Source organism: Streptomyces sp. NPDC002867 (assembly GCF_053591895.1).
This window is the reverse complement of sequence record NZ_JBSFUR010000070.1, coordinates 1-22,186: the sequence shown is the minus strand read 5'-3', so window position 1 is coordinate 22,186 and position 22,186 is coordinate 1. Positions and strand designations below refer to the sequence as shown.

The 22,186-nt window shown below is 70.7% G+C and carries 15 protein-coding genes and 3 pseudogenes; 8 read left to right on the top strand and 10 right to left on the bottom strand.

Features of this window, described 5'->3' with window-relative positions; all coding sequences use genetic code 11:
- Positions 1-673: 673 nt before the first annotated feature.
- Positions 674-1,051 (top strand): annotated as a pseudogene (locus tag ACWD0A_RS32740) (hypothetical protein); the annotation flags it as partial.
- Positions 1,052-1,067: 16 nt separating this feature from the next.
- Positions 1,068-1,391, top strand: a complete 324-nt coding sequence (locus tag ACWD0A_RS32735; RefSeq protein ID WP_451304067.1) for a hypothetical protein — start codon at positions 1,068-1,070, stop codon at positions 1,389-1,391.
- Between the two features lie 141 nt (positions 1,392-1,532).
- On the opposite strand, the pseudogene ACWD0A_RS32730 reads toward ACWD0A_RS32735, so the two are convergent.
- From ACWD0A_RS32730 to glgX, 8 genes and pseudogenes are all read right to left on the bottom strand, one after another.
- Positions 1,533-1,788: pseudogene (locus tag ACWD0A_RS32730) on the bottom strand (tyrosine-type recombinase/integrase); the annotation flags it as partial.
- A gap of 410 nt (positions 1,789-2,198) precedes the next feature.
- Complete coding sequence (locus ACWD0A_RS32725) at positions 2,199-4,199, bottom strand: glycosyltransferase (RefSeq protein WP_451304065.1); 2,001 nt, start codon at positions 4,197-4,199, stop codon at positions 2,199-2,201.
- A 99-nt stretch (positions 4,200-4,298) separates the two neighbouring features.
- A complete protein-coding gene (locus ACWD0A_RS32720; protein ID WP_451304063.1) occupies positions 4,299-4,577 on the bottom strand; it encodes a hypothetical protein in 279 nt (92 codons plus the stop codon).
- 66 nt (positions 4,578-4,643) lie between these two features.
- Entirely contained in the window at positions 4,644-5,381 is a 738-nt protein-coding gene (locus ACWD0A_RS32715) for a Clp protease N-terminal domain-containing protein (protein WP_451304061.1), read from the bottom strand.
- Between the two features lie 208 nt (positions 5,382-5,589).
- Positions 5,590-7,614 carry a M4 family metallopeptidase gene (locus tag ACWD0A_RS32710; protein WP_451304059.1) on the bottom strand — a complete coding sequence of 675 codons (2,025 nt, stop codon included), beginning with the start codon at positions 7,612-7,614 and terminating at the stop codon, positions 5,590-5,592.
- Between the two features lie 282 nt (positions 7,615-7,896).
- The gene (locus tag ACWD0A_RS32705) at positions 7,897-9,924 is read right to left on the bottom strand and encodes an ABC transporter ATP-binding protein (protein ID WP_451304057.1); all 2,028 of its coding nucleotides are present in this window, start codon (positions 9,922-9,924) and stop codon (positions 7,897-7,899) included.
- A gap of 176 nt (positions 9,925-10,100) precedes the next feature.
- A complete protein-coding gene (locus tag ACWD0A_RS32700; protein ID WP_451304055.1) occupies positions 10,101-11,945 on the bottom strand; it encodes an ABC transporter ATP-binding protein in 1,845 nt (614 codons plus the stop codon).
- Positions 11,946-12,045: 100 nt separating this feature from the next.
- Positions 12,046-14,328 carry a glycogen debranching protein GlgX gene (gene glgX / locus ACWD0A_RS32695; RefSeq protein WP_451304053.1) on the bottom strand — a complete coding sequence of 761 codons (2,283 nt, stop codon included), beginning with the start codon at positions 14,326-14,328 and terminating at the stop codon, positions 12,046-12,048.
- 216 nt (positions 14,329-14,544) lie between these two features.
- Here glgX and ACWD0A_RS32690 point away from each other — a divergent pair, with 216 nt between their 5' ends.
- From ACWD0A_RS32690 to ACWD0A_RS32670, 5 genes are all read left to right on the top strand, one after another.
- A complete protein-coding gene (locus ACWD0A_RS32690) occupies positions 14,545-15,771 on the top strand; it encodes a L,D-transpeptidase (protein WP_451304051.1) in 1,227 nt (408 codons plus the stop codon).
- A 233-nt stretch (positions 15,772-16,004) separates the two neighbouring features.
- Positions 16,005-17,255, top strand: coding sequence for a L,D-transpeptidase (locus tag ACWD0A_RS32685; protein ID WP_451304049.1), 1,251 nt, complete (start codon positions 16,005-16,007; stop codon positions 17,253-17,255).
- A 110-nt stretch (positions 17,256-17,365) separates the two neighbouring features.
- Positions 17,366-18,133 (top strand): enoyl-CoA hydratase/isomerase family protein, encoded by a 768-nt coding sequence (locus ACWD0A_RS32680; RefSeq protein WP_451304047.1) that lies wholly within the window; start codon positions 17,366-17,368, stop codon positions 18,131-18,133.
- A 261-nt stretch (positions 18,134-18,394) separates the two neighbouring features.
- Positions 18,395-18,898 carry an ATP-binding protein gene (locus ACWD0A_RS32675; protein WP_451304045.1) on the top strand — a complete coding sequence of 168 codons (504 nt, stop codon included), beginning with the start codon at positions 18,395-18,397 and terminating at the stop codon, positions 18,896-18,898.
- Positions 18,899-19,355: 457 nt separating this feature from the next.
- Positions 19,356-20,549, top strand: a complete 1,194-nt coding sequence (locus tag ACWD0A_RS32670) for a YncE family protein (RefSeq protein WP_451304043.1) — start codon at positions 19,356-19,358, stop codon at positions 20,547-20,549.
- A gap of 36 nt (positions 20,550-20,585) precedes the next feature.
- Here the strand turns inward: ACWD0A_RS32670 and ACWD0A_RS32665 are convergent.
- Positions 20,586-21,301 (bottom strand): annotated as a pseudogene (locus ACWD0A_RS32665) (GNAT family N-acetyltransferase).
- Positions 21,302-21,403: 102 nt separating this feature from the next.
- Here ACWD0A_RS32665 and ACWD0A_RS32660 point away from each other — a divergent pair.
- Entirely contained in the window at positions 21,404-21,619 is a 216-nt protein-coding gene (locus ACWD0A_RS32660; RefSeq protein WP_307713332.1) for an EF-hand domain-containing protein, read from the top strand.
- Positions 21,620-21,798: 179 nt separating this feature from the next.
- Here ACWD0A_RS32660 and ACWD0A_RS32655 read toward each other — a convergent pair.
- A partial coding sequence (locus tag ACWD0A_RS32655; protein ID WP_451304041.1) for an L-serine ammonia-lyase, iron-sulfur-dependent, subunit alpha occupies positions 21,799-22,186 on the bottom strand: 388 nt, incomplete at its 5' end.

The window sequence follows — 22,186 nt, the reverse complement described above, 5'->3', positions numbered from 1 at the left end:
ACCGACGAGACCGCCCTGCCCACCGAACTCACCGCATAGCCTCAAAACGAGATCACCGAGTGGCCGTCACTACACCACTCCAGCGGACGTGACCCAGTACCGCCGGAGCAGGATGCGTCCAAACTTTCTCTACGTCTTCAAGGCGACCCGCTGACGCGGGTCGCGCGCGGCACGGCCGCCCACCCGGCCCGCTCTCGGCTCCGCCACCGCGGGCCGGCCAGCGACCAGGCCGCGCAAAGACAGCACAGCGGGCGACCGGAAGCGCAGAGAAGCCGGACGCGCCAGCACGGCGAACGCGAGGCCGACGGCGAGGCGACGGCGGGGAGTTGGCCGGGACGGGGGCCCGGAGGTGGGGTCGGTCGGCTCCGTGTGCTTTACCCACCTCCCCGGGCCGGGGCCCGCGTCGGGCAAGACCAGGGGGCCACTCGTTCAAATTCCGGGCAGGATCACGACCTGCCCGAGTTGCCGGGCCAGCGTACGGCCCCCTGACCATGCCCGACCCCAACCCGGGCAGGACACCGGCCAAAGCCCACTCCACCGCCCTCACGCGCGCAGCCGTCTGACGGCAACGCCGACGGCAACACGCGCGCACAACAGGGCACTTCCAGGCATACCCACGGACAGGCCGGAATTCGCTGACCAGCAGAAATGCCGGTGACGCCCGCCGGGCGAGCACACGTACTATGTGCTGGCGGGCGAGACTCCGGTCCTTGTTCACAACAGCAACTGTGGCATTCGTAAGCATGACAAAGCCCGGGGTGCTGCCGGTGTCGATGAAATGACGGAGACGTTCGAGAAGTTCTACAAAAAGTCCGATATCTATAGCGAGAGCTATGGGAACGGATTCGAATTCTGGACCCCTTACGGCAAGCGTCAAGTGGACATTGCGGTCAGGAATCCAGACGGCAACCTTCACCTTTACGAGGTGAAGGTGAATAAATCGAATTACACGAGGGGGCAGCGGAGGAAGGACGAATGGCTAGCGAAGACGTATGGGTTTGAAACCTCAGTCGTCCGTCGCGGTACAGCGTGTCCAATCTGCAATCCCTAACCTGAGAGGATGGCCAGTGAGTAGCGACTTCGGCTTCTGGAAGCGCAGTGTTGGGGACCCTGAGGAAATCTTCGACAACCTTGCTGAGGGTGACACCAGTGACCTTGTCGTAAGCCCTGACGTGTTGCGGTTCCGGGAGGAGTTGCTGACTAGGTGGCCAGATGTGGACGACGTTCTGGAGCCGTCTCGGTTCGACCTGGAAGAGGAACCGGATGACGCGGGAAAGTACGTCCTCCTGACCCTTTCGGTTCGCCAACTGGATTATCTCCCTGAGATTCTTGACATGGCGAAGAGGAACGGCCTCGTTGGATTTAGCGGAGTGGCGGGCGAGCCGATTTAGGCTTCCGATTCACTACGCATTCAAGCGCAAAGACGCGGCCCCTGTGGGTGTCACCTACAGGGGCCGTTTCGCGGCTTGACGGCAGTAGATGACGGCAACGGCGGCGGACACCTGGTGTCCGCCGCGGTTGCCGTACGTGTGTCAGGGGTGGTCGAGGGCGCGGCCGAGGAGATCGATGGCGTCGTGTTGGAGGCGAAGTCGGACGTGGGCGTAGACGGTGGCGGTGACGCCGATGTGGGCGTGGCCGAGGAGTTCCTTGATCACGACGAGTTCGACGCCCTGTTCCAGGAGCAGGGTCGCGGTGGAGTGCCGGAGGTCGTGGAAGCGGATGCGGCGGCGGCCGGCCTTGCGGAGGAGCCTGGTGAAGGTCCGGGTGAGATTGGTTCGGGTCGATCGGCCAGCGCGTCCGGCGCGTGTCCCATCGCAGCTTCCACGTCACCCCCCTCTTCATGTATCAGGCGGAGCATGTGGCCCAGGTCGAGGCGGGCCGCGTGCTCCGAGCTCAGGCCGAGCAGATCCAGCACCGCCGCCGAGACAGCGAACGATGCCCTGCCCCGGCCCCCGGCAGGGGCCGGAGCGCCCTGGATCAGCGAGGTCACCGCCCACAACCGCGCCTGCGGGCCGCCCACGGAGTCGGACCCCGCACTGCGGCCAAGTTGCTGGTCACGGCAGGGGGCAATCCCGAGGGCATGCGGACCGAAGCTTCCTTGAAGGCGGCCCTCCTCTGATCCTGTGCTCCGTCACAGATGCCGTGCTCATCGGCCTGGCTCTGTGTGTGTGGGGGCGGCGGCGCAGGCCACCACCGGGTCAGGGCAGCAGCCGCTTCACGCGCCGGGCGAGCGCTTTGGCGACGGCCACGCGTCCGACGCGTAGGACGAGGCCGTCATCTTCGATGGGCTTCGCGTACGTGGGGAGTCCCCGGTGCCGCCAACGACCGCCCGGCAGCTTCGGCTGGGCCGGTACCCGCCAGGTCCACCGCGCCACGCCGTCGCCTGCGGTCAGCAGCACGGCGAGGCGCCAGGTGCCGAGCGCCAGACGGTGCACCGGCACGGCGACCGAGAAGGTGCCGCCGTCCACGACGCCGGGGACGGCGACCGTACGCCCCGTCTCGTCGCGGAGCTCCACGCCGAGAGTGCCGGCCGGAGGGGCGGCGAACCGCAGGTCGCCGAAGACCTCCAGGATGCCCGTCTTCCCCTGGGCCCACCGGGCACCCTTGGTCCGCAGCTTGTCGGGGACCTTGTGCACGTTCTCGCCGACGTCGACGGTGAGGTTGCTGTACGGGTGGGTGTAGTACAGCGCCACGCCGAAGATGTCGTCGTCGCCGTCGGCCACCACGTACGTCCGCTGCGTGCTGACGACCTCGGGGAGGCGCTGGTTACCGATGCGGATCTCCCTGGTCAGTCCCTGCACGCGGACGGTGAGGAACGCGTCCCACAGGCCACGGGGCAGCCGCGTACCGTCGCCGGCTGCGGTCGTCAGGTCGATCTCGGCGACGAAGCCGGCCCCGGAGTAGTCGTACCCGCCGCCGTCGTGGTCCTCGCCCAGCCCGGGAACGGTGATCCGGGTGGTCGGGAACCGGTGCTCCGCGCCGGACTTCCGCTCGCGCAGGAGGAGTTCGATGCCGGTGTCGTCCTGCGGTATGCGCCGCAGGTAGCCGTGGCCGCGGAGGGACAGCCGACCGGTGCCGGTGGCCAGCTCGATGGAGTCCAGCCGGTGGGCGGACGGAATCCCGCCGGTGATCTCGTAGATCTCGTCCGGGAGGCCTCTTTCTGGGTCACGGAAGAAGGGCAGCTGGGCGTAGGCCCGCTCGCCGTCGACCAGGATGCCGTGCTGCACACCGCTTGCCGCTTCTCGGCGAACCTCGGCCTCCAGCTCGACGGACTCGTCCAGCATGCCGCGCAGGGCGAGCGCGCAGCGCAGCCGGGCGAGGGGCGCGAGCCGCTGCGTGAGCGCGTCGGAGCAGTGCCGCTCCAGCACGGTGCGCAGCTTCGCGTAGTGGGCGCGCCGCAGCTCGTCGTCGGGCTCGAGAACCAGGTCCTTGAGCACATCGCCCATATCCACGGCGATGTGACGCTCGGTCAGCTTGTCGCGGTCCGGCCCGGCGGGGAAGTGCTCCGCCACCAGCTCGATCAGGGCCTCCTGGGCCTCGATGCGGCGGTCGATGTCCGTGGTCGCGCTCGTGATGTTGTCGCCGTCGTCCCGCTTGACGACGAACAGGCAGTCGTAGTCGGCGACGACGGAGATGCCGTCCGCGAGGAAGTAGCCGCGGGCGACGAAGAGCTGGTCCTCGTACACCCGGTACTCGGTCGGGAAGCGCAGCCCGTGCTTCTCGACCAGCGAGCGCCGGAACAACTTCAGGGGGCTGAGGGTCCGGTAGACCCGGGACGCGAGGACATCCGTACGAGCCTGGTTGTGGCCGAACATGGCTGTGGCGACGCCGCGCCCGTTGACGCCGACGACCTTGCCGAGGACCACGTCGGTGTTGTTCTTGTCGGCCACCGTGAGCATCCGCTCAAGTGCCTCGTCGCCGAGGAAGTCGTCGGCGTCGAGGAAGAAGACGAACCGTCCGCGCGCGTGGTCGAGGCCCTTGTTGCGGGGTGCGGCGGGCCCACCGGAGTTCTCCTGGTGAAAGACCTGGAAGAGCCCCGGGTACGCGGCGGCGAACCGCTCCAGCTCCTCACCGGTGCCGTCGGTCGACCCGTCGTTGACGGTGATGACCTCCAAGCGGTCGCGGCCAAGGGACTGCCGCACCACCGAATTCAACGTCTCCGTCAGATAGGGCATCGCGTTGTAGGCCCCAATAATCACGGATATGTCAGGGTTGGTCACAGTCCGTACCGCATTCCTCTCGCGCAGCCCAATCCAGGTAACCGCGGATGTGGGTGAGTGTTTTACGCGCTTACTACATCACGCTCTCGGCGGGGGAATGATGGCGTCGGCCGGCCGAGCCTGCTGGAGTCGACGGCCTGGGCCCCAGCGGCCCAGACCCTGGCCGTCTCGGGCGTCCAGCAGTGGCGCACCACCACCACGTACGACGTTGAGCGCACCACGGTCGACCCGCCCACGGGTGGCGGGCCCACCGCCACGATCACGGATCTGGCCGCCTCTGCTGAGGCCGGACTTGAGCACGACGAAGCCGGCGAGGACCACCCGCAGGGTCAGGTGGATGAGCCGTTCGCGCGGCATGTCTGCGCATGCCCCCACCCCGCCGAAGGCTCCGCGTCCGGCGCCCCTGACGAAAGTGAGGAGGGGCTACTGCTCCTTGGCGGCCATGAACGCGGTGAGCACCTCCGTCACGTGCTGCTCGGTGGCGCTCTTGTCGATGCCGACCGCCGAGAGCGGGCCGCTGCCGTCCTCCGCCTCCAGCAGGGCCAGCAGGATGTGCTCGGTGCCGATGTAGTTGTGGCCCAGCCGCAAGGCCTCGCGGAACGTGAGCTCCAGCACCTTGCGGGCCCGGGCGTCGTACGGCGCCACCTCGGGGAGTTCGTCGGCGGCTGGGGGCAGCGCCTCCGTCACCGCCGCCCGGACCCGGTCGGCGCCGGTGCCCTGCGCGGCGAGCGCCTTGGCGGCAAGACCCTCGGGCTCGGCGAGCAGGCCGAGGGTCAGGTGCCCGGTGCCGACGTGCGTGTTGCGGGCCTCACGGGCTTCATTGGCGGCCGCCGTGATGACGTTCCTGGCCCGAGGGGTGAACCGGCTGAAGCCCTGGCTCGGGTCCAGGTCGAGCGGCCGGTCGGACTCCTTGGTCACGAAGCGCTTCTGGGCGGCCTGCTTGGTGACGCCCATGGATGTGCCGATCTCGGTCCACGAGGCGCCGGAGCGTCGGGCCTGGTCGACGAAGTGGCCGATCAGGTGGTCGGCGATGTCGCCGAGGTGGTCCGCCGCGATGACCGCGTCGGACAGCTGGGCGAGAGGCTGGGAATGGGCCTTCTTGATGGCTTCGATCAGATCGTCGAGCCGTACGGGGTGGGTCAGACGGATGGGATCGGTCATGCGACAACCTTAGGTTGACGCTCGGCGATCGTCAACCATTGGTTGACGATCAGTGGCGTGTCGGCCACCGACCCCGCCTCGTACACGCGAAACGGCGGCCGCCTCCTCGACCGCCGGCGGCACCCTGGTCATCCGTCCACGACGAAGCCGCCCGGGGTGCGGGCACCCCGGGCGGCTCGGCTGACGTGTGCTCAGAAACCGGCCGGGCTCAGAAGGTGAGCTTCCAGCTGTTGATGTAGCCCGTGTCGTAGCGCGCTACGTCCTGCACGCGCAGCTTCCACGTGCCGTTCGCCACCTCGCTGGAGGCGTTGACCGTGTACGTCGTCTGGACGTTGTCCGCCGAGTCCGAACCGCTGGAGTTCTTCAGGCGGTACGCGCTCCCGTCCGGGGCCAGCAGGTCGATGACCAGGTCACCGCGCCAGGTGTGGACGATGTCCACGCCGACCTTGAGGGTCGAGGGCGCGTTGCCCGTGCGGCCGGTGACGTTGATCGAGGAGGTCACGGCCGCACCCGGGGAGTCCGGGATGGACACGTCGGCCGTGTTCTCGAAGACCGTGCCCGGGTCCGGGTCACCGCCGCCGGGCCGGGAGCCGACGTTGATGCCGGCCCAGGCGTCGGTGACCGACTTGACCTCTGCGCTGCTCGCTCCGTACAGCTCCGTCGCCACGGCGATGGTGCCGGTGCGGGCGCCCGCGTAGTCCGTGCGGGAGCTGAACTTCGTGGTGAGCGCCTTGAACCAGATCAGCGCGGCCTTGTCACGGCCGATGCCGGTCACCGGCAGGCCGTCGGAGGTCGGCGAGTCGTAGTTGACCCCGTTGACGGTCTTGGCGCCGCTGCCCTCGGAGAGCAGGTAGAACCAGTGGTTCGCCGGGCCCGAGGAGTAGTGGACGTCGATGTTGCCGATGCCGGAGTACCAGTAGTCCTTGGACGAGCCGTCCTTGCTGGGCTTGTCCATGTAGCGCAGCGGGGTGCCGTTGCCGCGGATGTCGATCTTCTCGCCGACCAGGTAGTCGCCGACGTCCTTGGTGTTGTTGGCGTAGAACTCCACGGCCGCGGCGAAGATGTCGGAGGTGGCCTCGTTCAGGCCGCCGGACTCGCCGCTGTAGACCAGGCCCGCCGTGTTGGACGTGAGGCCGTGGGTCATCTCGTGCGCGGCCACGTCGATGGACGTGAGCGGCTTGGTGTTGTTCGCACCGTCGCCGTAGGTCATGCAGAAGCAGGAGTCCGACCAGAACGCGTTGACGTACGCGTTGCCGTAGTGGACCCGGGAGTACGCGCCGACGCCGTCGCCGCGTATACCCGAGCGGCCGTACACGTTCTTGAGGTAGTCCCAGGTGAGGGCGGCGCCGTAGTGGGCGTCGGCGCCCGCGGTCTCGGCGTTCTGCGGGGTGCCGTCGCCCCAGATGTCGTCCGTGCCCGAGAACAGGGTGCCGGTGCCCGACGTACCCCGGTTCAGGTTGTACGTCTTGTGGTTGCCGCGCCCCGTGTCGGTCAGCGTGTACGACGGGGCCGTGCCAAGCGTGACCTGGCCGCTGTACTGGGTGTTGCCCGTACCGTTGTGGACGGCCTGGCGCTCGAAGAGCTTCTCGCCCGTGGTGGCGTCGGTGATGACGTGCAGCTCGTTGGGCGTCCCGTCGTGCTGGAGTCCGCCGACGACCGTCTCGTACGCCAGCGTGGGCCTGCCGTCCGTCAGCCAGATGACCTTGCGCGGCGCGCGCTCGGCCTCGGTCTCGGCGGAACCCTCCGCCCTGGCCGCGCTCACCGCCTGCTTCTCGGCCGTGGCCGGAGCGATGCCGGCGCTGGTGTCGACGTTCTTCAGGGCGGCCCTCGACGCCTTGCTGACGGACTCGGTGGCTCCCGCGGCCGTCCGGGACACCACGAGGTCGCCGCCGAGGACGGGCAGGCCCGCGTAGGTGCGCTCGTAGCGGGTGTGGGTGGTGCCGTCGCGGTCCTGGACCACGTCCCGGACCACGAGCTTCTCCTGGGCCCCGAGGCCGAGTTCCTTCGCGGTGGCGGCCGTGGTGGCGGTCGCCGCACGGATCAGCTCCGCGCGCTGGGCGGGCGAGAGGTTCTTGGGCAGGGCGCCCGGGTCGGCCTTGCCCGCCTTCGCCGCAGTGGGCGCCGCCATGGGCTGGGCGGCCGATGTGCCGGTCTGGAAACCGACCGCGAGAAGAGCGGCCGTGGCGATGAGGGCTCCCGTCGCTGTGGCGCGACGGCGATGCGTGGGTCTCACGCGGACTCCTTCTGCGAGGGGGGTACCGGCCGGCTGGGTGGGACGGCCGGGCAGAGCATGCGATGCAGTGGAGCGGTCGAACGGTGGTGTGTTCGAACGTGATTGCGCGGAACGGGGGAAGAGTGGCAGCCGCGTACGGTTCCTGTCAGGAGCGCGACAAGAACTTGGCCGGAATTCGTCCGTTGCTCGAAAGGCCGTGTTCGTTGAGCGAACGTTCACCGGTCACAGTGGCGCCGCGCCGGGGACGCCACCGGCGAGCCACGGCCGGACCGGGAGGTCCGGTCAGCCCACCACGCTCTCCCGCCACGCCTTGTGCAGACCGGCGAACCGGCCCTCGCCGCCGATCAGTTCGGCGGGGGGCCCGTCCTCGACGATCCGTCCCCGCTCCATCACCAGCACGCGGTCCGCGATCTCCACCGTGGAGAGCCTGTGCGCGATCACCACGGCCGTACGCCCCTCCAGGACGGTGTCCATCGCGCGCTGCACCGCCCGCTCACCGGGGATGTCCAGCGAGCTCGTCGCCTCGTCGAGGATCAGCACCGCCGGGTCGGCGAGCAGCGCCCGCGCGAAGGCCACCAGTTGGCGCTGTCCCGCGGAGATGCGCCCGCCCCGCTTGCGCACGTCCGTGTCGTAGCCCTCGGGCAGCGAGGCGATGAAGTCGTGCGCCCCGATCGCCTTCGCCGCCTGCTCGATCTCCGCGCGGGTCGCCTCCGGGCGGCCGATGGCGATGTTCTCCGCGACCGTGCCGGAGAACAGGAACGCCTCCTGCGTCACCATCACCACACCCCGGCGCAGTTCCCGCGTGGACAGCTCGCGCAGATCCGTCCCGTCGAGCAGCACGCGGCCCTCGGTCGGGTCGTAGAAGCGGGCCAGCAGCTTGGCCAGGGTCGACTTGCCCGCGCCCGTCGAGCCGACCACGGCGACCGTCTGCCCGGCCGGGATCGTCAGGTCGAAGCGCGGCAGTACCTCACCGCCCGTGCGGTAGCCGAAGCCGACCCGCTCGAAGACCACCTCGCGCCCGGGCCGGTCGTCGTCGCGCACCGGCAGCTCGCGCGGCCGCACGGCCTCCGGCACGGACGGGACCTGGGCCAGCAGACCGGCGATCTTCTCCAGCGACGCCGCCGCCGACTGATAGGAGTTGAGGAACATGCCCAGCCGGTCGATCGGGTCGTACAGCCGCCGCAGGTACAGCACGGCCGCCGCCAGCACACCCAGCGCCAGTGTCCCCGACGCGACCCGGTAGGCGCCCCACAGCACGATCCCGGCCACCGCCGTGTTGGCCACCAGCCGGGAACCGACCACATAGCGCGCCATCTCCAGCAGCGCGTCGCCGTTGCTGCGCGCGTGGCGCTCGTTCAGCACACGGAAGGCGGCGTCGTTGGCCCGCTCGCGGCGGAAGGCGCGCACCGGCCGGATGCCGTTCATCGTCTCCGCGAACTTCACGATCACCGCGGCGATCGCCGTGGACCGCCGCATGAACACCGACTTCGCACGCCGCTGGTAGAGACGCACCAGCAGATACAGCGGCACGAAGGACAGCACCGCGAGACCGCCGAGACTGACGTCGAGCCAGAGCAGCATGGCCGAGATGTAGACGAACGCGAGGACGACGCCGATCAGCTCCTGCAGCCCCTCGCTCAGCAGCTCCCGCAGGGACTCGACGTCCGTGGTCGACCGGGAGATCAGGCGGCCCGAGGTGTAGCGCTCGTGGAAGTCCACGCTCAGCGCCTGGGCATGGCGGAAGATCCGTCCCCGCAGGTCGAGCAGCACGTCCTGGTTGACGCGGGCGGAGGCGCGGATGAAGGCGTACTGGAGGAAGCCCGCCGCGAGCGCGCACAACGCGTATCCGGCACCGACGGTGATCAGGGGGCCGCTGTCGTCCGCCCGGAAGGCGGGCACGCCGCGGTCGATGGCGTACGCGACGAGCAGGGGACCCGCCTGGACCGTCGCCTGCTGGAGCAGCAGAAGCACAGCCGCGAGCACCACGCGCGCGCGGCGCGGCGCGAGCAGCGAGCGCAGCAGGGCGCCGGTCGCGCCCTTGGGCGCGGGCAGCGCGTCCCGGTCGAAGGGGTCGTCCGCGGCCCCGGGCCGCCCCGGCTTCCCGTCGGCTCCGGCGCCGACGCCGGACGGCCCCCCGGCTCGGACGGCCCCGCTCCGGACCGCGGCGTGAGTCCCGACACCCGGACGTGCCGCCGCCCCCGCGGCGTCGGCTGACGTGCCGTCGGCCGGGCTCGAGTGCGTCGGCGCGGCGCCGGAGGTGCCGGCCTTGTTCGGCACGGCCGGGCCGCCCGCCCCGGCGGCGGTCTCCACGGCCCCGCCCGCGGCGGGGCCCGGGTGGGGGGCCGGGCCGGCGGCCGTGTCCGCTTGCGTCGCCGCGGCGAGGTCCGGACATGCCGGCCCCGCGGCGGCCGGGGGCGGCTCCGGTGTCCCGTCAGGGCCCGGACCCGGCGTCGCGCCGGCCGGTGAGCCCGTCGTCGAACCCGTCGTCACCGGGCCCTCCCTTCCGCGCCCGTGGCGCTCCTCACGGCCGGCTCCGGTGCGCCGGTGGTTCCCGGACCGTCAGGCCCTTCCGCGCCCGACATCAGCCAGGCGTACTCCCCGTTGGTCCGCAGCAGTTCGTGGTGCGTGCCCACCGCCGTGATCCGGCCGCCGGACAGCAGGGCGACGCGGTCGGCGAGCATGACCGTCGAGGGGCGGTGCGCCACCACCAGGGCCGTCGTGCCCTCCAGGACGCGGCGCAGCGCCGCCTCCACCAGCGCCTCGGTGTGCACGTCGAGCGCCGAGAGGGGGTCGTCGAGCACCAGGAAGCGCGGCTGCCCGACGACCGCGCGGGCGAGCGCCAGCCGCTGGCGCTGACCACCGGACAGGCTCAGGCCCTGTTCGCCGACCTGCGTGTCCGCGCCCTGCGGCAGGTCGTCCACGAAGCCCGCCTGCGCGACGTCCAGCGAGCGCCGCAGGTCCGCGTCCGTCGCGTCCTGTGCGCCCATCAGCACGTTCTCGCCGACGCTCGCCGAGAACAGGGTCGGCTCCTCGAAGGCCACGGACACCAACTCGCGCAGCCGCTCGCGGGGCAGCGCGGTGATGTCCTGCCCGTCGAGCGTGATGCGCCCGGCCGTCACGTCGTACAGCCGCGGCACCAGTGCCGTGAGCGTGGTCTTGCCGCTGCCGGTGCCGCCGACGAGTGCCATGGTCTCGCCGGGGCGCACGTGCAGGTCGATACGGGCGAGGACGGGCGGGGCGTCCTCGGGGGCGTCGGGGTAGCGGAACGCGACGCCCTCGAAGCGCAGTCCGCCGCTTTCGGCCGGCGCCTTTGCCGGGGCGTCCCCGGACGTCTCCCGCTCCTCGGGAGCGTCCAGCACCTCGAAGTACCGGTCGGCCGCCGTGGCCGCCTCCTGGCTCATCGCCAGCAGGAAGCCGATCGACTCCACCGGCCAGCGCAGCGCCAGCGCGGTCGACAGGAACGCCACCAGCGTGCCCGCCGACAGCGCGCCGTCCGCGACCTGCACGGTGCCCAGCACGAGCGCCGCGCCGATCGCCAGCTCGGGGACGACCGTGATGAGCGCCCAGACGCCGCCGAGCAGCCGTGCCTTGCCCAGCTCCGTGCCGCGCAGCCGCTCCGACAGGGCCCGGAACGCCTCCGCCTGGCTGCGGTGCCGGCCGAAGCCCTTGACGATACGGATGCCGAGGACGCTCTCCTCGACCACCGTGGTCAGATCGCCGACCTGGTCCTGCGCGCGGCGTGCCACCAGCGCGTACCGCCTCTCGAAGGCGGAGCACGCGACGACGAGCGGCACGATCGGCGCGAGCAGCACCAGCCCCAGCGTCCACTCCTGCTGGAGCAGGATCACGAAACCGACCAGGATCGTCGTCCCGTTGACGAGGAGGAACGTGAGCGGGAAGGCGAGGAACATCCGCAGCAGCATCAGATCCGTGGTGCCCCGCGAGAGCAGCTGCCCCGACGCCCACCGGTCGTGGAAGGCGACGGGCAGGCGCTGCAGGTGCCGGAAGAGATCGGCCCGCATCGCGGCCTCCACCCCGGCCAGCGGCCGGGCGACCAGCCACCGCCGGAAGCCGAACAGCGCGGCCTCCGCGAGGCCGAGCAGCAGCAGCGTCAGCGCCCCGAGCCACACCCCGCCCGGATCGCCTCCGGCCACCGGGCCGTCCACGATCCACTTGAGGACCAGGGGGATGACCAGGCTCAGGCAGGAGGCCACTATCGCGACGAACGCCGCGCTGAACAGCCGGGCGCGCACCGGCCGTACGTACGGCCACAGGCGCAGGAGCGACCGCACGGTGGAGCGGTCCTGGGGGTCCGAAGGAGTCGTGGGCATCAGGTGCGAGCCTACGAGTCACCACTGACAGCCCTCATGTGGTTTTCCGGCGACGCGGGGCGTGTGCGGACGTTCACCCGAAGACGTTCACCCGGCAGGCCTACGTCCGCACGCGCAGCAGCAGCACGCAGCGAGCGGGCACACGTACCACCGCACCCCCCTCGTGCACCGTCCCCGGCGCCTGCGCCTGCTCCTCCAGCGAGGTGTCCACCACCACCTCGTACGCCTCCGCCCACGGCGGTCCCGGCAGCCGGAAGTCCACCGGCTCGCCGGCGGCGTGCAGGACCGTCAGGAAGCTGTCGTCCGTCACCTGCGCCCCGCGCGCGTCCCGCCCCGGGATGTCGCGTCCGGACAGGTAGAGCGCGAGCGTCGCCGAGGGCGCGTACCAGTCGCCCTCGGTCATCTCCGTGCCCTGCGGGGTGAACCACGCCAGGTCCCGCAGTCCGTCCGGCGCCTGCGGACGGCCCGAGAAGAAAGCACGGCGGCGCAGCACCGGATGGGCGTGCCGCAGGGCGAGCAGCCGCCGCGTCAGCTCCAGCAGTCCGCGCCCGGCCGGCTGCGCCGGCAGCGTCCAGTCCACCCAGCTGACCTCGTTGTCCTGGCAGTACGCGTTGTTGCTGCCGCCCTGGGTGCGGCCCATCTCGTCGCCCGCCACCAGCATCGGCACACCGGTCGACAGCAGCAGCGTGGTCAGCAGGTTCCGCAGCTGCCTGCGGCGCAGCGCGTTGATCCGCGGGTCGTCGGTCTCGCCCTCGGCGCCGCAGTTCCAGGACCTGTTGTCGTTCGTCCCGTCCCGATTGCCCTCCCCGTTGGCCTCGTTGTGCTTGTGCCCGTAGCTGACCAGGTCGCGCAGGGTGAAACCGTCGTGCGCGGTGACGAAGTTGATCGACGCGTACGGGCGGCGCCCGCCCCACGCGTACAGATCGCTGGAGCCCGACAGCCGGTAGCCCAGATCCCGCACGTCGTGCAGCGCACCGCGCCAGAAGTCCCGCACGGAGTCGCGGTACCGGTCGTTCCACTCCGTCCACAGCGGAGGGAACGCGCCCACCTGGTATCCGCCGTTGCCGACGTCCCACGGCTCGGCGATCAGCTTCACCCGCCGCAGCACCGGGTCCTGGGCGATGACGGCGAGGAACGGGGAGAGCATGTCGACGTCGTGCATCGAGCGGGCGAGCGCCGCCGCCAGGTCGAAGCGGAAGCCGTCCACGCCCATCTCGGTGACCCAGTACCGCAGCGAGTCGGTGATCAGCCGCAGCACGTGGGGCTGCACCACGTGCAGGGTGTTGCCGCAGCCCGTGTAGTCGGCGTACCGCCGGGCGTCCGCCTGGAGGCGGTAGTAGCCCCGGTTGTCGATGCCGCGCAGGGACAGCATGGGGCCCAGCTCGCCCGCCTCCGCCGTGTGGTTGTAGACGACGTCGAGGATGACCTCGATCCCGGCGGCGTGCAGCGCCCGCACCATCCGCTTGAACTCGCCCACCTGCTGACCCGCCGTGCCGGAAGCCGCGTACGCGGCGTGCGGGGCGAAGTAGCCGATGGAGTTGTAGCCCCAGTAGTTGACGAGCCCCCGCCGCAGCAGATGGTCCTCGTGCGCGAACTGGTGCACGGGCAGCAGCTCCACCGCCGTCACCCCGAGGTCCACCAGGTGCTCGATCGCCGCCGGGTGCGCGAGCCCCGCGTACGTGCCCCGCAGCTCCTCGGGGATGCCGGGGTGCAGCTTGGTGAAGCCGCGCACGTGCAGCTCGTAGATGACCGAGTCGGCCCACGGCGTCTTGGGTCTGCGGTCGTCCATCCATTCGTCGCCGTCGGCGTCGTCGTGGACCACGACGCCCTTGGGCACGAACGGCCCCGAGTCCCGGTCGTCGCGCACGGTGTCGGCGACATGCTGCTGCGGCCAGTCCCGCACGTGCCCGTAGACCTCCGGCGGCAGCCCGAAGTCGGCGTAGTCCCCGTCGACCGCGCGGGCGTACGGATCGAGCAGCAGCTTCGCCGGGTTCCAGCGGGCCCCCGTCCACGGGTCCCAGCGGCCGTGCACGCGGTAGCCGTACCGGTGACCGGGTCCCACACCGGGCACGAAACCGTGCCAGATCCCGTGCGTCAGCTCCGTCAGCGGCACCCGCGTCTCGGTGGCCGACGGCCCGGGGCCGTCGAACAGGCACAGCTCGACGGCCTCCGCCCCGCCCGCCCACAGCGCGAAGTTGGTGCCCGCGAGCCCGTCGGGCCCGACCCGGTACCGCGCCCCCAGCGGGGTCGGGGCCCCCGGCCAGGCCGGCGCGGCGCGCACGGCCGCCCGCCGGCCCTCCGCGCCGGCCGCCGCCGAAGGCGCACGCGGCGGCCCGCCCCGTACTCCTTCGTCCACCGTCTCCTGCTCGGCTGCGCTCGACACCTGTCGGCCTCCCGCGGCTCGTCGGGCCTGCCGGGAGGGCCCCTCCCGGCACGAGGCCGTCCGGCCGCCACGGCCGGACAGCCCCACGGGCCGCCGCGGCGTCCCTTCCGCGGCGGCCCTCGTACGGTCTTTCACCATTTCTGCCCGCGCGGCACTCGTCCCAACATCGCCCCGCCCCCACGTTGCCCGCGGAGGGGGGCAGTCGTTGGTCGGTACGTGAGACATGTACTGAAGCGGGCAGGGCGGTGCGCGGCCCTCGCCGTGGCCGGGGCAGGACTCGTCGTGGGGCTCGCCGGCTGCACCGGCGGGACGCTGGACATCGGCAGCAAGCCACGGGCACCCGAGGACACGATCCGGGTGACCCCCGAAGACGGCGCCAAGGGCGTCGGTCCCGAAGCGCCGCTGCTGGTCAAGCTGCCCAGCGGCCGGCTGGAGCGGGTGAAGGTGACCCGGGTCGAGGCGGCGGGCCGCACCGATGTGCCGGGTTCCGTCTCGGACGACGGACTGCGCTGGACCCCCGCCGAGGGGACGCGGCTGGAGCTCGCCGCGAAGTACAGCGTCGACGTCGTCGCCCTCGACAGCCACGGGCGCCGCACGGCACGCCACACCACCTTCACCACGGCGGTCCCCGAGCACCACTTCACCGCCTACTTCAAACCGGAGAACCGTTCGACCGTCGGCACCGGAATGATCGTCTCGTTCACCTTCAACCGGCCGATCGAGAACCGCGCCGCCGTCGAGCGCGCCATCCGCGTCACCTCCTCGCCCCCGGTCGAGATCGCGGGCCACTGGTTCGGCTCCGGGCGGCTCGACTTCCGGCCGCAGACGTACTGGAAGCCGGGCACGCGGGTCACCATCGACATGCGCCTGCGGGACGTGGAGGCCGCGCCCGGGGCGTACGGCATCCAGCAGAAGACGATCGCCTTCACCGTGGGCCGCTCCCAGGTCTCCACGGTCGACGCGGCGGCGCACACCATGCGGGTCGTACGGGACGGGCAGCTGCTGGCGACGGTGCCGATCACAGCAGGGGCGCCCAAGACGACGACGTACAACGGCAAGATGGTCGTCACCGAGATGTTCGACGTGACCCGGATGAACGGCGCGACGGTCGGCTTCAAGAAGAAGGACGGCAAGGGCGAGTACGACATCAAGGACGTGCCGCACGCGATCCGACTGACGACCTCGGGCACCTTCCTGCACGGGAACTACTGGGCCGCGGCCGAGACGTTCGGCACGGCGAACGTCAGCCACGGCTGTGTGGGCCTGCGCGACGAGAAGGGCGGCAGTAGCGAGTCCCCGGCGGGGTGGTTCTTCGACCGCACCCTGATCGGCGACGTGGTCGAGGTGGTCAACTCCAAGGACAGGACGGTCGCACCCGACAACGGGCTCGGCGGCTGGAACATGGACTGGCCGCAGTGGAAGGAGGGTTCGGCTCTGGAGTGACGCGGTGCCCCGCCCGCGGCCGACGGCCTTGCCCTCGGATCGCCTCCGCCGCTCCGCCGACCCCTGGCAGCAGTTTTCGGTGCCTGTCTGATGGACAGGTTGGGACTGAACGGTGACATTCGTGGGGACTTCCGATGACCTGCGGTGTGATTTTCTGTCTGTGTGCGTGCGTGAGGCACGCGGGGGTGCGGGGCCGTGGCGTGGCCAGGCCGTGCTGAGGGGAGAACACAACAGTGAACGGGCAGCCGATATCGGGGGCATCGGCCGGAGCCGGACGACGCGGTCGCGGGCGCGGGGGCGCCCGGGTTTCCGCGCTGGCGCTGGGGGCGTTGCTGGTGCTGACGGCCTGCGGGGGCGGGGGATCCGGCAAGGGCGACGACGGCGCCGGCAAGAAGGACGGCGGGAAGGTCGAGAACGCGGCCTCCCGGGCCGTGGTGACGATCGCGCCCAAGGACGGCGCCGACGCCGTCGCCACGAGCGGTGCCCTGAGGGTCACCGCGGCCGGCGGGAAGCTGACCACGGTCACCGTGCAGGACGACAAGGGCACGAGGATAGACGGCCGGATCTCCGGCGACGGCGCCTCGTGGGAGCCGCTGCAGCACCTGGCGGGCTCCACCAAGTACAAGGTGCACGCGGTCGCGAAGGACTCCGACGGCCGTGAGTCGGCCAGGGACACCACGTTCACCACTCTCGTTCCGCAGAACACCTTCATCGGCCACTACACGCCCGAGGACGGTTCGACGGTCGGCGTGGGCATGCCGGTGTCCGTCAACTTCACCCGGGGCATCACGAACCCCGAGGCCGTGGAGAAGGCCATCAAGGTCACCGCCGAGCCGTCCGTACCGATCGAGGGCCACTGGTTCGGCAACGACCGCCTCGACTTCCGCCCCGAGAAGTACTGGGCCGCGGGCACCAAGGTCACGGTCAAGCTGAACCTGGACGGCGTCGAGGGCCGCCCCGGCGTCTACGGCAAGCAGGCGAAGAGCTTCTCGTTCACCATCGGCCGCTCCCAGGTCTCCACGGTCGACGCGTCCGCGCACACCATGAGGGTTGTGCGCGACGGCAAGGAGATCAGGAACATCCCGATCACCGCGGGCGCGCCGTCGACCACCACGTACAACGGGCAGATGGTCATCAGCGAGAAGTACAAGGTGACCCGGATGAACGGCGCCACCGTCGGCTTCGGCGGCGAGTACGACATCAAGGACGTGCCGCACGCGATGCGCCTGTCGACGTCGGGCACGTTCATCCACGGCAACTACTGGGCCTCCGCGGGCACGTTCGGCTCGGCGAACGTCAGCCACGGCTGCGTCGGCCTGCGCGACGTGCGCGGCGCGTACGACAACGGCACCCCGGCGGCCTGGCTCTACAACAACTCGATCATCGGCGACGTGGTGATCGTGAAGAACTCCAAGGACAAGCAGATCGCCCCGGAGAACGGCCTGAACGGCTGGAACATGCCGTGGTCGGAGTGGATCGCGTAACAGGCGTCCGAGGGGGCCCGGCGCTGTGAGGCTGTGCTTTTTTGGGGGGATCCCCCCAAACCCCCCATGCACCGGGCCCCGTGCCGTTAACCGCGGCTAACCTTCCCTCCATGACCGTTTCCCTCGAAGTCTCCGAAGGCGTCGGCACCATCCGCCTGGACCGGCCCCCGATGAACGCCCTCGACATCGCCGTGCAGGACCGGCTGCGCGAGCTCGCCGAAGAGGCGACCCGGCGCGAGGACGTACGCGCCGTGATCCTCTACGGCGGCGAGAAGGTGTTCGCGGCCGGCGCGGACATCAAGGAGATGCAGGCGATGGACCACACGGCGATGGTCGTGCGCTCCCGTGCCCTGCAGGAGTCCTTCACCGCCGTCGCCCGCATCCCCAAGCCCGTCGTCGCCGCGGTCACCGGTTACGCGCTCGGCGGCGGCTGCGAACTCGCGCTCTGCGCCGACTACCGGATCGCGGCCGACAACGCCAAGCTCGGTCAGCCCGAGATCCTGCTCGGCCTGATCCCGGGCGCGGGCGGCACCCAGCGGCTGTCCCGGCTGATCGGCCCGTCCCGGGCCAAGGATCTGATCTTCACCGGCCGGATGGTCGCGGCCGACGAGGCGCTCACGCTCGGCCTGGTCGACCGTGTCGTCCCGGCCGCCGAGGTCTACGAGCAGGCCCGCGCATGGGCGGCGAAGCTGGCCAAGGGCCCGGCGCTGGCCCTGCGGGCCGCGAAGGAGTCGGTGGACGCGGGCCTGGAGACGGACATCGAGACGGGCCTCGCCGTCGAACGGAACTGGTTCGCGGGCCTGTTCGCCACGGAGGACCGCGAGCGCGGCATGCGCAGCTTCGTCGAGGAGGGCCCGGGCAAGGCCAAGTTCCTCTGAATCACCGCCAGTTGACGGCTCCGCGGCCCGCGTCAATCGCGTGCCCGGATCGTCCCGGCCGGGTGAGGGAATACGTGCGCATCCGGCCCCGCATGCGCCGAGGACGTCCACAGAAGCGGCGTCGACGCAGGTCAGGTCGGGTATTGAGGCCGGATGAGGCCAGTGGCATATGCCGGAAGGCTCCCTTGGAATCAGGTATTCCGGGGGGCCTATTCCCTGGGAACGGCCACGAGTGCGGCTGTTTGCGGCCATGATGGAGACATGGCGGGCCTGGAGGGCGTGGGACAACCGCGGCAGCGCGTCGGTGCGACCGCCGCGCGGTGGATCCCGGCCGTGGACGACGAACAGGCGCTGAAGGCGCTGGAGTTGTACGGCAATCCGACGGAGGAGGAGGTCCGGCTGCCCTCGCGCCCCGAATCCGCGGGCACCGCGCGGCGGCTCACGCAGTGCGTGGTGCTGCGCCAGTGGGCGCTGCCGGCCCAGACGTGTGAGCACGCGGTCCTGCTCGTCTCGGAGTTGGTGGGCAACGCGGTGCGTCACACCGGCGCGCGCGTCTTCGGTCTGCGGATGCTGCGCCGCCGCGGCTGGATCCGGGTCGAGGTGCGCGACCCGTCGCGCGGACTGCCCTGCCTGATGCCGGTGCACGACATGGACACCAGCGGCCGCGGTCTGTTCCTCGTCGACACCCTCTCCGACCGCTGGGGCGTCGACCTGCTGCCGCGCGGCAAGACCACCTGGTTCGAGATGCGGGTCGTCGACCGCTGAGACGCGTCGACCGTACCGGCCGTGAGGATGCACAGAAGCCCCCGTGCGCCGTCAGCGCGTCGGGGGCTTCTATGGGGAGCGCCGTGGATCGGGGGGGGTGTATCCACGGCGGCTGATGACGGCCTGGCCCGGGTCAATGGGGGGTCGCGCTCTCGACTATGGCAGACGGGCGCCTCATCTCCAAGGCTCCGGATGAGGGCAAAGTTGCATGAATCGGACGCCCTGAGGGTGAATCGTAGGTTAAGGGGAGCGTCACCCTTGTAATCACCGTACAAATATCGGCCTGTGTGAGTGTTTCGACGGTCAGTAATCCTGGGTGTGGGTGTGGGTCCGGCGACCCGTAGTGCGGATGAATTGGGTCAATCATTACCTTTCGCCCTGGCCGCCCCTACTGTGCATCCGTCACCCCGAACCGCCGCGGACCGCGTGCGGTGACCACCACGGAGCTGCTGAGCTGATGCATCCGACGACCTCCTTCACCCAGCGGACCACGGCGCTCCTCGTGGGCGCCCTCCTCGTTCTGCTCGCCGGCTGCGGCTCGGGCGGCGAGCAGAACGAGGCACGCGGCACCGAGCAGGCCGCCCCGCCCGTCAAGCCCAGGAAGACCGCGGCCGTTCCCGCCGGGCTGCCCGGCATGCCGCCGGTCCAGGATCCCCAGGACATCTACGCGGCCGACCGGCCGGGCATGCTCTCACCGGTCGTCAAGAACTTCCCCTCCCGGGTGTACGTCCCCAACACCAACTCCAACACGGTCTCGGTCATCGACCCCGCGACGTACAAGGTGATCGACACCATCCCGGTCGGCGTGCAGCCGCAGCACGTCGTGCCCTCCTGGGACCTGAAGACGCTGTGGGTCAACAACAACCGCGGCCACACGCTCACGCCGATCGACCCCGCGACGGGGAAGGCGGGCGAGCCGGTCGACGTCCACGACCCGTACAACCTCTACTTCACGCCCAACGGCAAGTACGCCGTCGTCATGGCCTCCCTCGACCGCGAGCTCGTCTTCCGCGATCCGCACACCATGGAGACCAGGCACACCGAGCCGGTCTCCTGCTACGGCGTCAACCACGCGGACTTCTCCGCCGACGGCCGGTACTTCATCGTCTCCTGCGAGTTCTCCGCCGAACTGCTCAAGGTCGACACGGAGAAGATGAAGGTCGTCGGCCGGCAGCGGCTGCCCTTCGAGGGCGCCATGCCCCAGGACGTCAAGCTCTCCCCGGACGGCAAGACCTTCTACATCGCCGACATGATCGCGCACGGCGTATGGGTCCTCGACGGGGAGAAGTTCACCGAGCCCGCGCTGATCCCCACCGGCAAGGGCGCCCACGGCCTCTACATCAGCCGCGACTCCAAGGAGATGTACATCCCCAACCGCGGCGAGGGCTCGATCTCCGTCTTCGACTTCGCCCGCAACAAGCTGACGAAGAAGTGGTGGCTGCCGGACGGCGGCAGCCCGGACATGGGCGGCGTCTCCGCCGACGGCAAGGTGCTGTGGCTCTCGGGGCGCTACCACTCCGAGGTGTACGCCATCGACACGGAGACCGGCAAGCAGCTCGCCCGCATCCCCGTCGGCAGCGGCCCGCACGGTCTCGCCGTCTACCCGCAGCCCGGCCGCTACTCCCTCGGCCACACCGGCGTCTTCCGGTAGCCCGGACAACGCGCCGGCGGGCGGCCGCGTACCCGCTCAGTGCGCCGTGAGGACCGCCTCCGAGCCCACGGGCCTGTACCCGGCCGCCTGGAACGCCCGTACGCTGCGGGCGTTGCCCGGCGCCTGCTGCGACCACACCACCGGCCCCGGCACCAGATGCCGGGGCTGCTCCGGGGAAACCCACCAGCCTCAGAAACCACCAACGGCCCCTGCCCTCGTCAGTCACGAACCGGGCAAGGGGCGGCACGCGCCAGTGCCTGGCCGAGGCCCTTTCCGCGCGCCTCCTCGTCGACCTCGACGGACGCCTCCCAGCGGCCCGCCACCCCGCGGCCGAGGATCAGCACCCCTCCGTCGGCGGCCCACACCCGCACGTCCTGGCGGTGCTTGAGCGCACGAGCCACGCGGGGATGCTCCGGGTCCACCAGCTCACGCAGCCGGAGACCGGGGTCACCGGGCAGCGAGCCGGCGACGGTCACCAGGTCGATGGTGTCCATACGGCGGCCCGTGCGGGCCATCAGGGCACACAGGAACCCCGGGTTCATCGCTGCCGCGAGCGGATCGGCCGCCGTCGCGGCCAACTGCTCCTCCACCCACGCCGGATCCTCGTCCGTGAAGACCACCGAGTGGGCGGTGAAGGCCACTACGCCCGCGTCCCGGGCGTCCGGCTGCCCGACCACCGTCACCGATCCGTCCGGCGGCGGAAACCGTCCCTCCGCCGCAGCTCCGAGAATCTCCGCCAGTTTCCCGCTCATCGCACGCCTCCCCCCGCCCGTGGTCCCGGGCTCCCCTCCATGATCACTCAGGCGGGCCGATAATCTGACCCCCGTCAGTAATGCACCAAGAAGGGGTGGACTGTGGCGGACATCGAGGAAGCACGCAAGGCGTTCGACCGTTACGACGCGGACGGCGACGGCTTCATCACCGCGGCCGAGTACAAGACAGCGATGGCTCAGATGGGTGACTGGAACGTCACCGAGTCCGTCGCGGAGGCCGTGATCGCCTCGCAGGACACCGACAAGGACAAGCTCCTGTCGTTCGACGAGTTCTGGACCCACCTGAACAAGGCCTGAGCGCTGGGACCTCGGCGCCGTCCGCCGGTGGCCGTCAGCGCATCGCCCGGCTCGACACCGTGGCCGCCGCGACGGACGTGGTGACGCGCGAGACCTCCGCCGGGACGTGCGAGTGGGCCCGCAACGACGACGAGGCGCCCCCCGGGGATCCGGGGGGGCGCCTCGTCCGCGTCAGGCGCTCAGCACTCGATGATGTTCACCGCGAGACCGCCGCGCGCGGTCTCCTTGTACTTCACCGACATGTCCGCGCCGGTGTCCTTCATGGTCTTGATGACCTTGTCCAGGGACACCTTGTGGGTGCCGTCGCCGCGCATGGCCATACGTGCGGCGGTGACGGCCTTGACCGCCGCCATGCCGTTGCGTTCGATGCAGGGGATCTGGACGAGGCCGCCGACGGGGTCGCAGGTCAGGCCCAGGTTGTGCTCCATGCCGATCTCGGCGGCGTTCTCGACCTGCTCCGGGGAGCCGCCGAGCACCTCGGCGAGCGCGCCCGCGGCCATCGAGCAGGCGGAGCCGACCTCGCCCTGGCAGCCCACCTCGGCGCCGGAGATGGAGGCGTTCTCCTTG

Bases quoted from the DNA above. Each gene is read 5' to 3' on its own strand.
- ACWD0A_RS32700 (WP_451304055.1), bottom strand. From the start codon at position 11,945: ATGCCCACGACTCCTTCGGACCCCCAGGACCGCTCCACCGTGCGGTCG.
- ACWD0A_RS32670 (WP_451304043.1), top strand. From the start codon at position 19,356: ATGCATCCGACGACCTCCTTCACCCAGCGGACCACGGCGCTCCTCGTG.
- ACWD0A_RS32675 (WP_451304045.1), top strand. From the start codon at position 18,395: ATGGCGGGCCTGGAGGGCGTGGGACAACCGCGGCAGCGCGTCGGTGCG.
- ACWD0A_RS32715 (WP_451304061.1), bottom strand. From the start codon at position 5,381: ATGACCGATCCCATCCGTCTGACCCACCCCGTACGGCTCGACGATCTG.
- ACWD0A_RS32720 (WP_451304063.1), bottom strand. From the start codon at position 4,577: ATGCCGCGCGAACGGCTCATCCACCTGACCCTGCGGGTGGTCCTCGCC.
- ACWD0A_RS32680 (WP_451304047.1), top strand. From the start codon at position 17,366: ATGACCGTTTCCCTCGAAGTCTCCGAAGGCGTCGGCACCATCCGCCTG.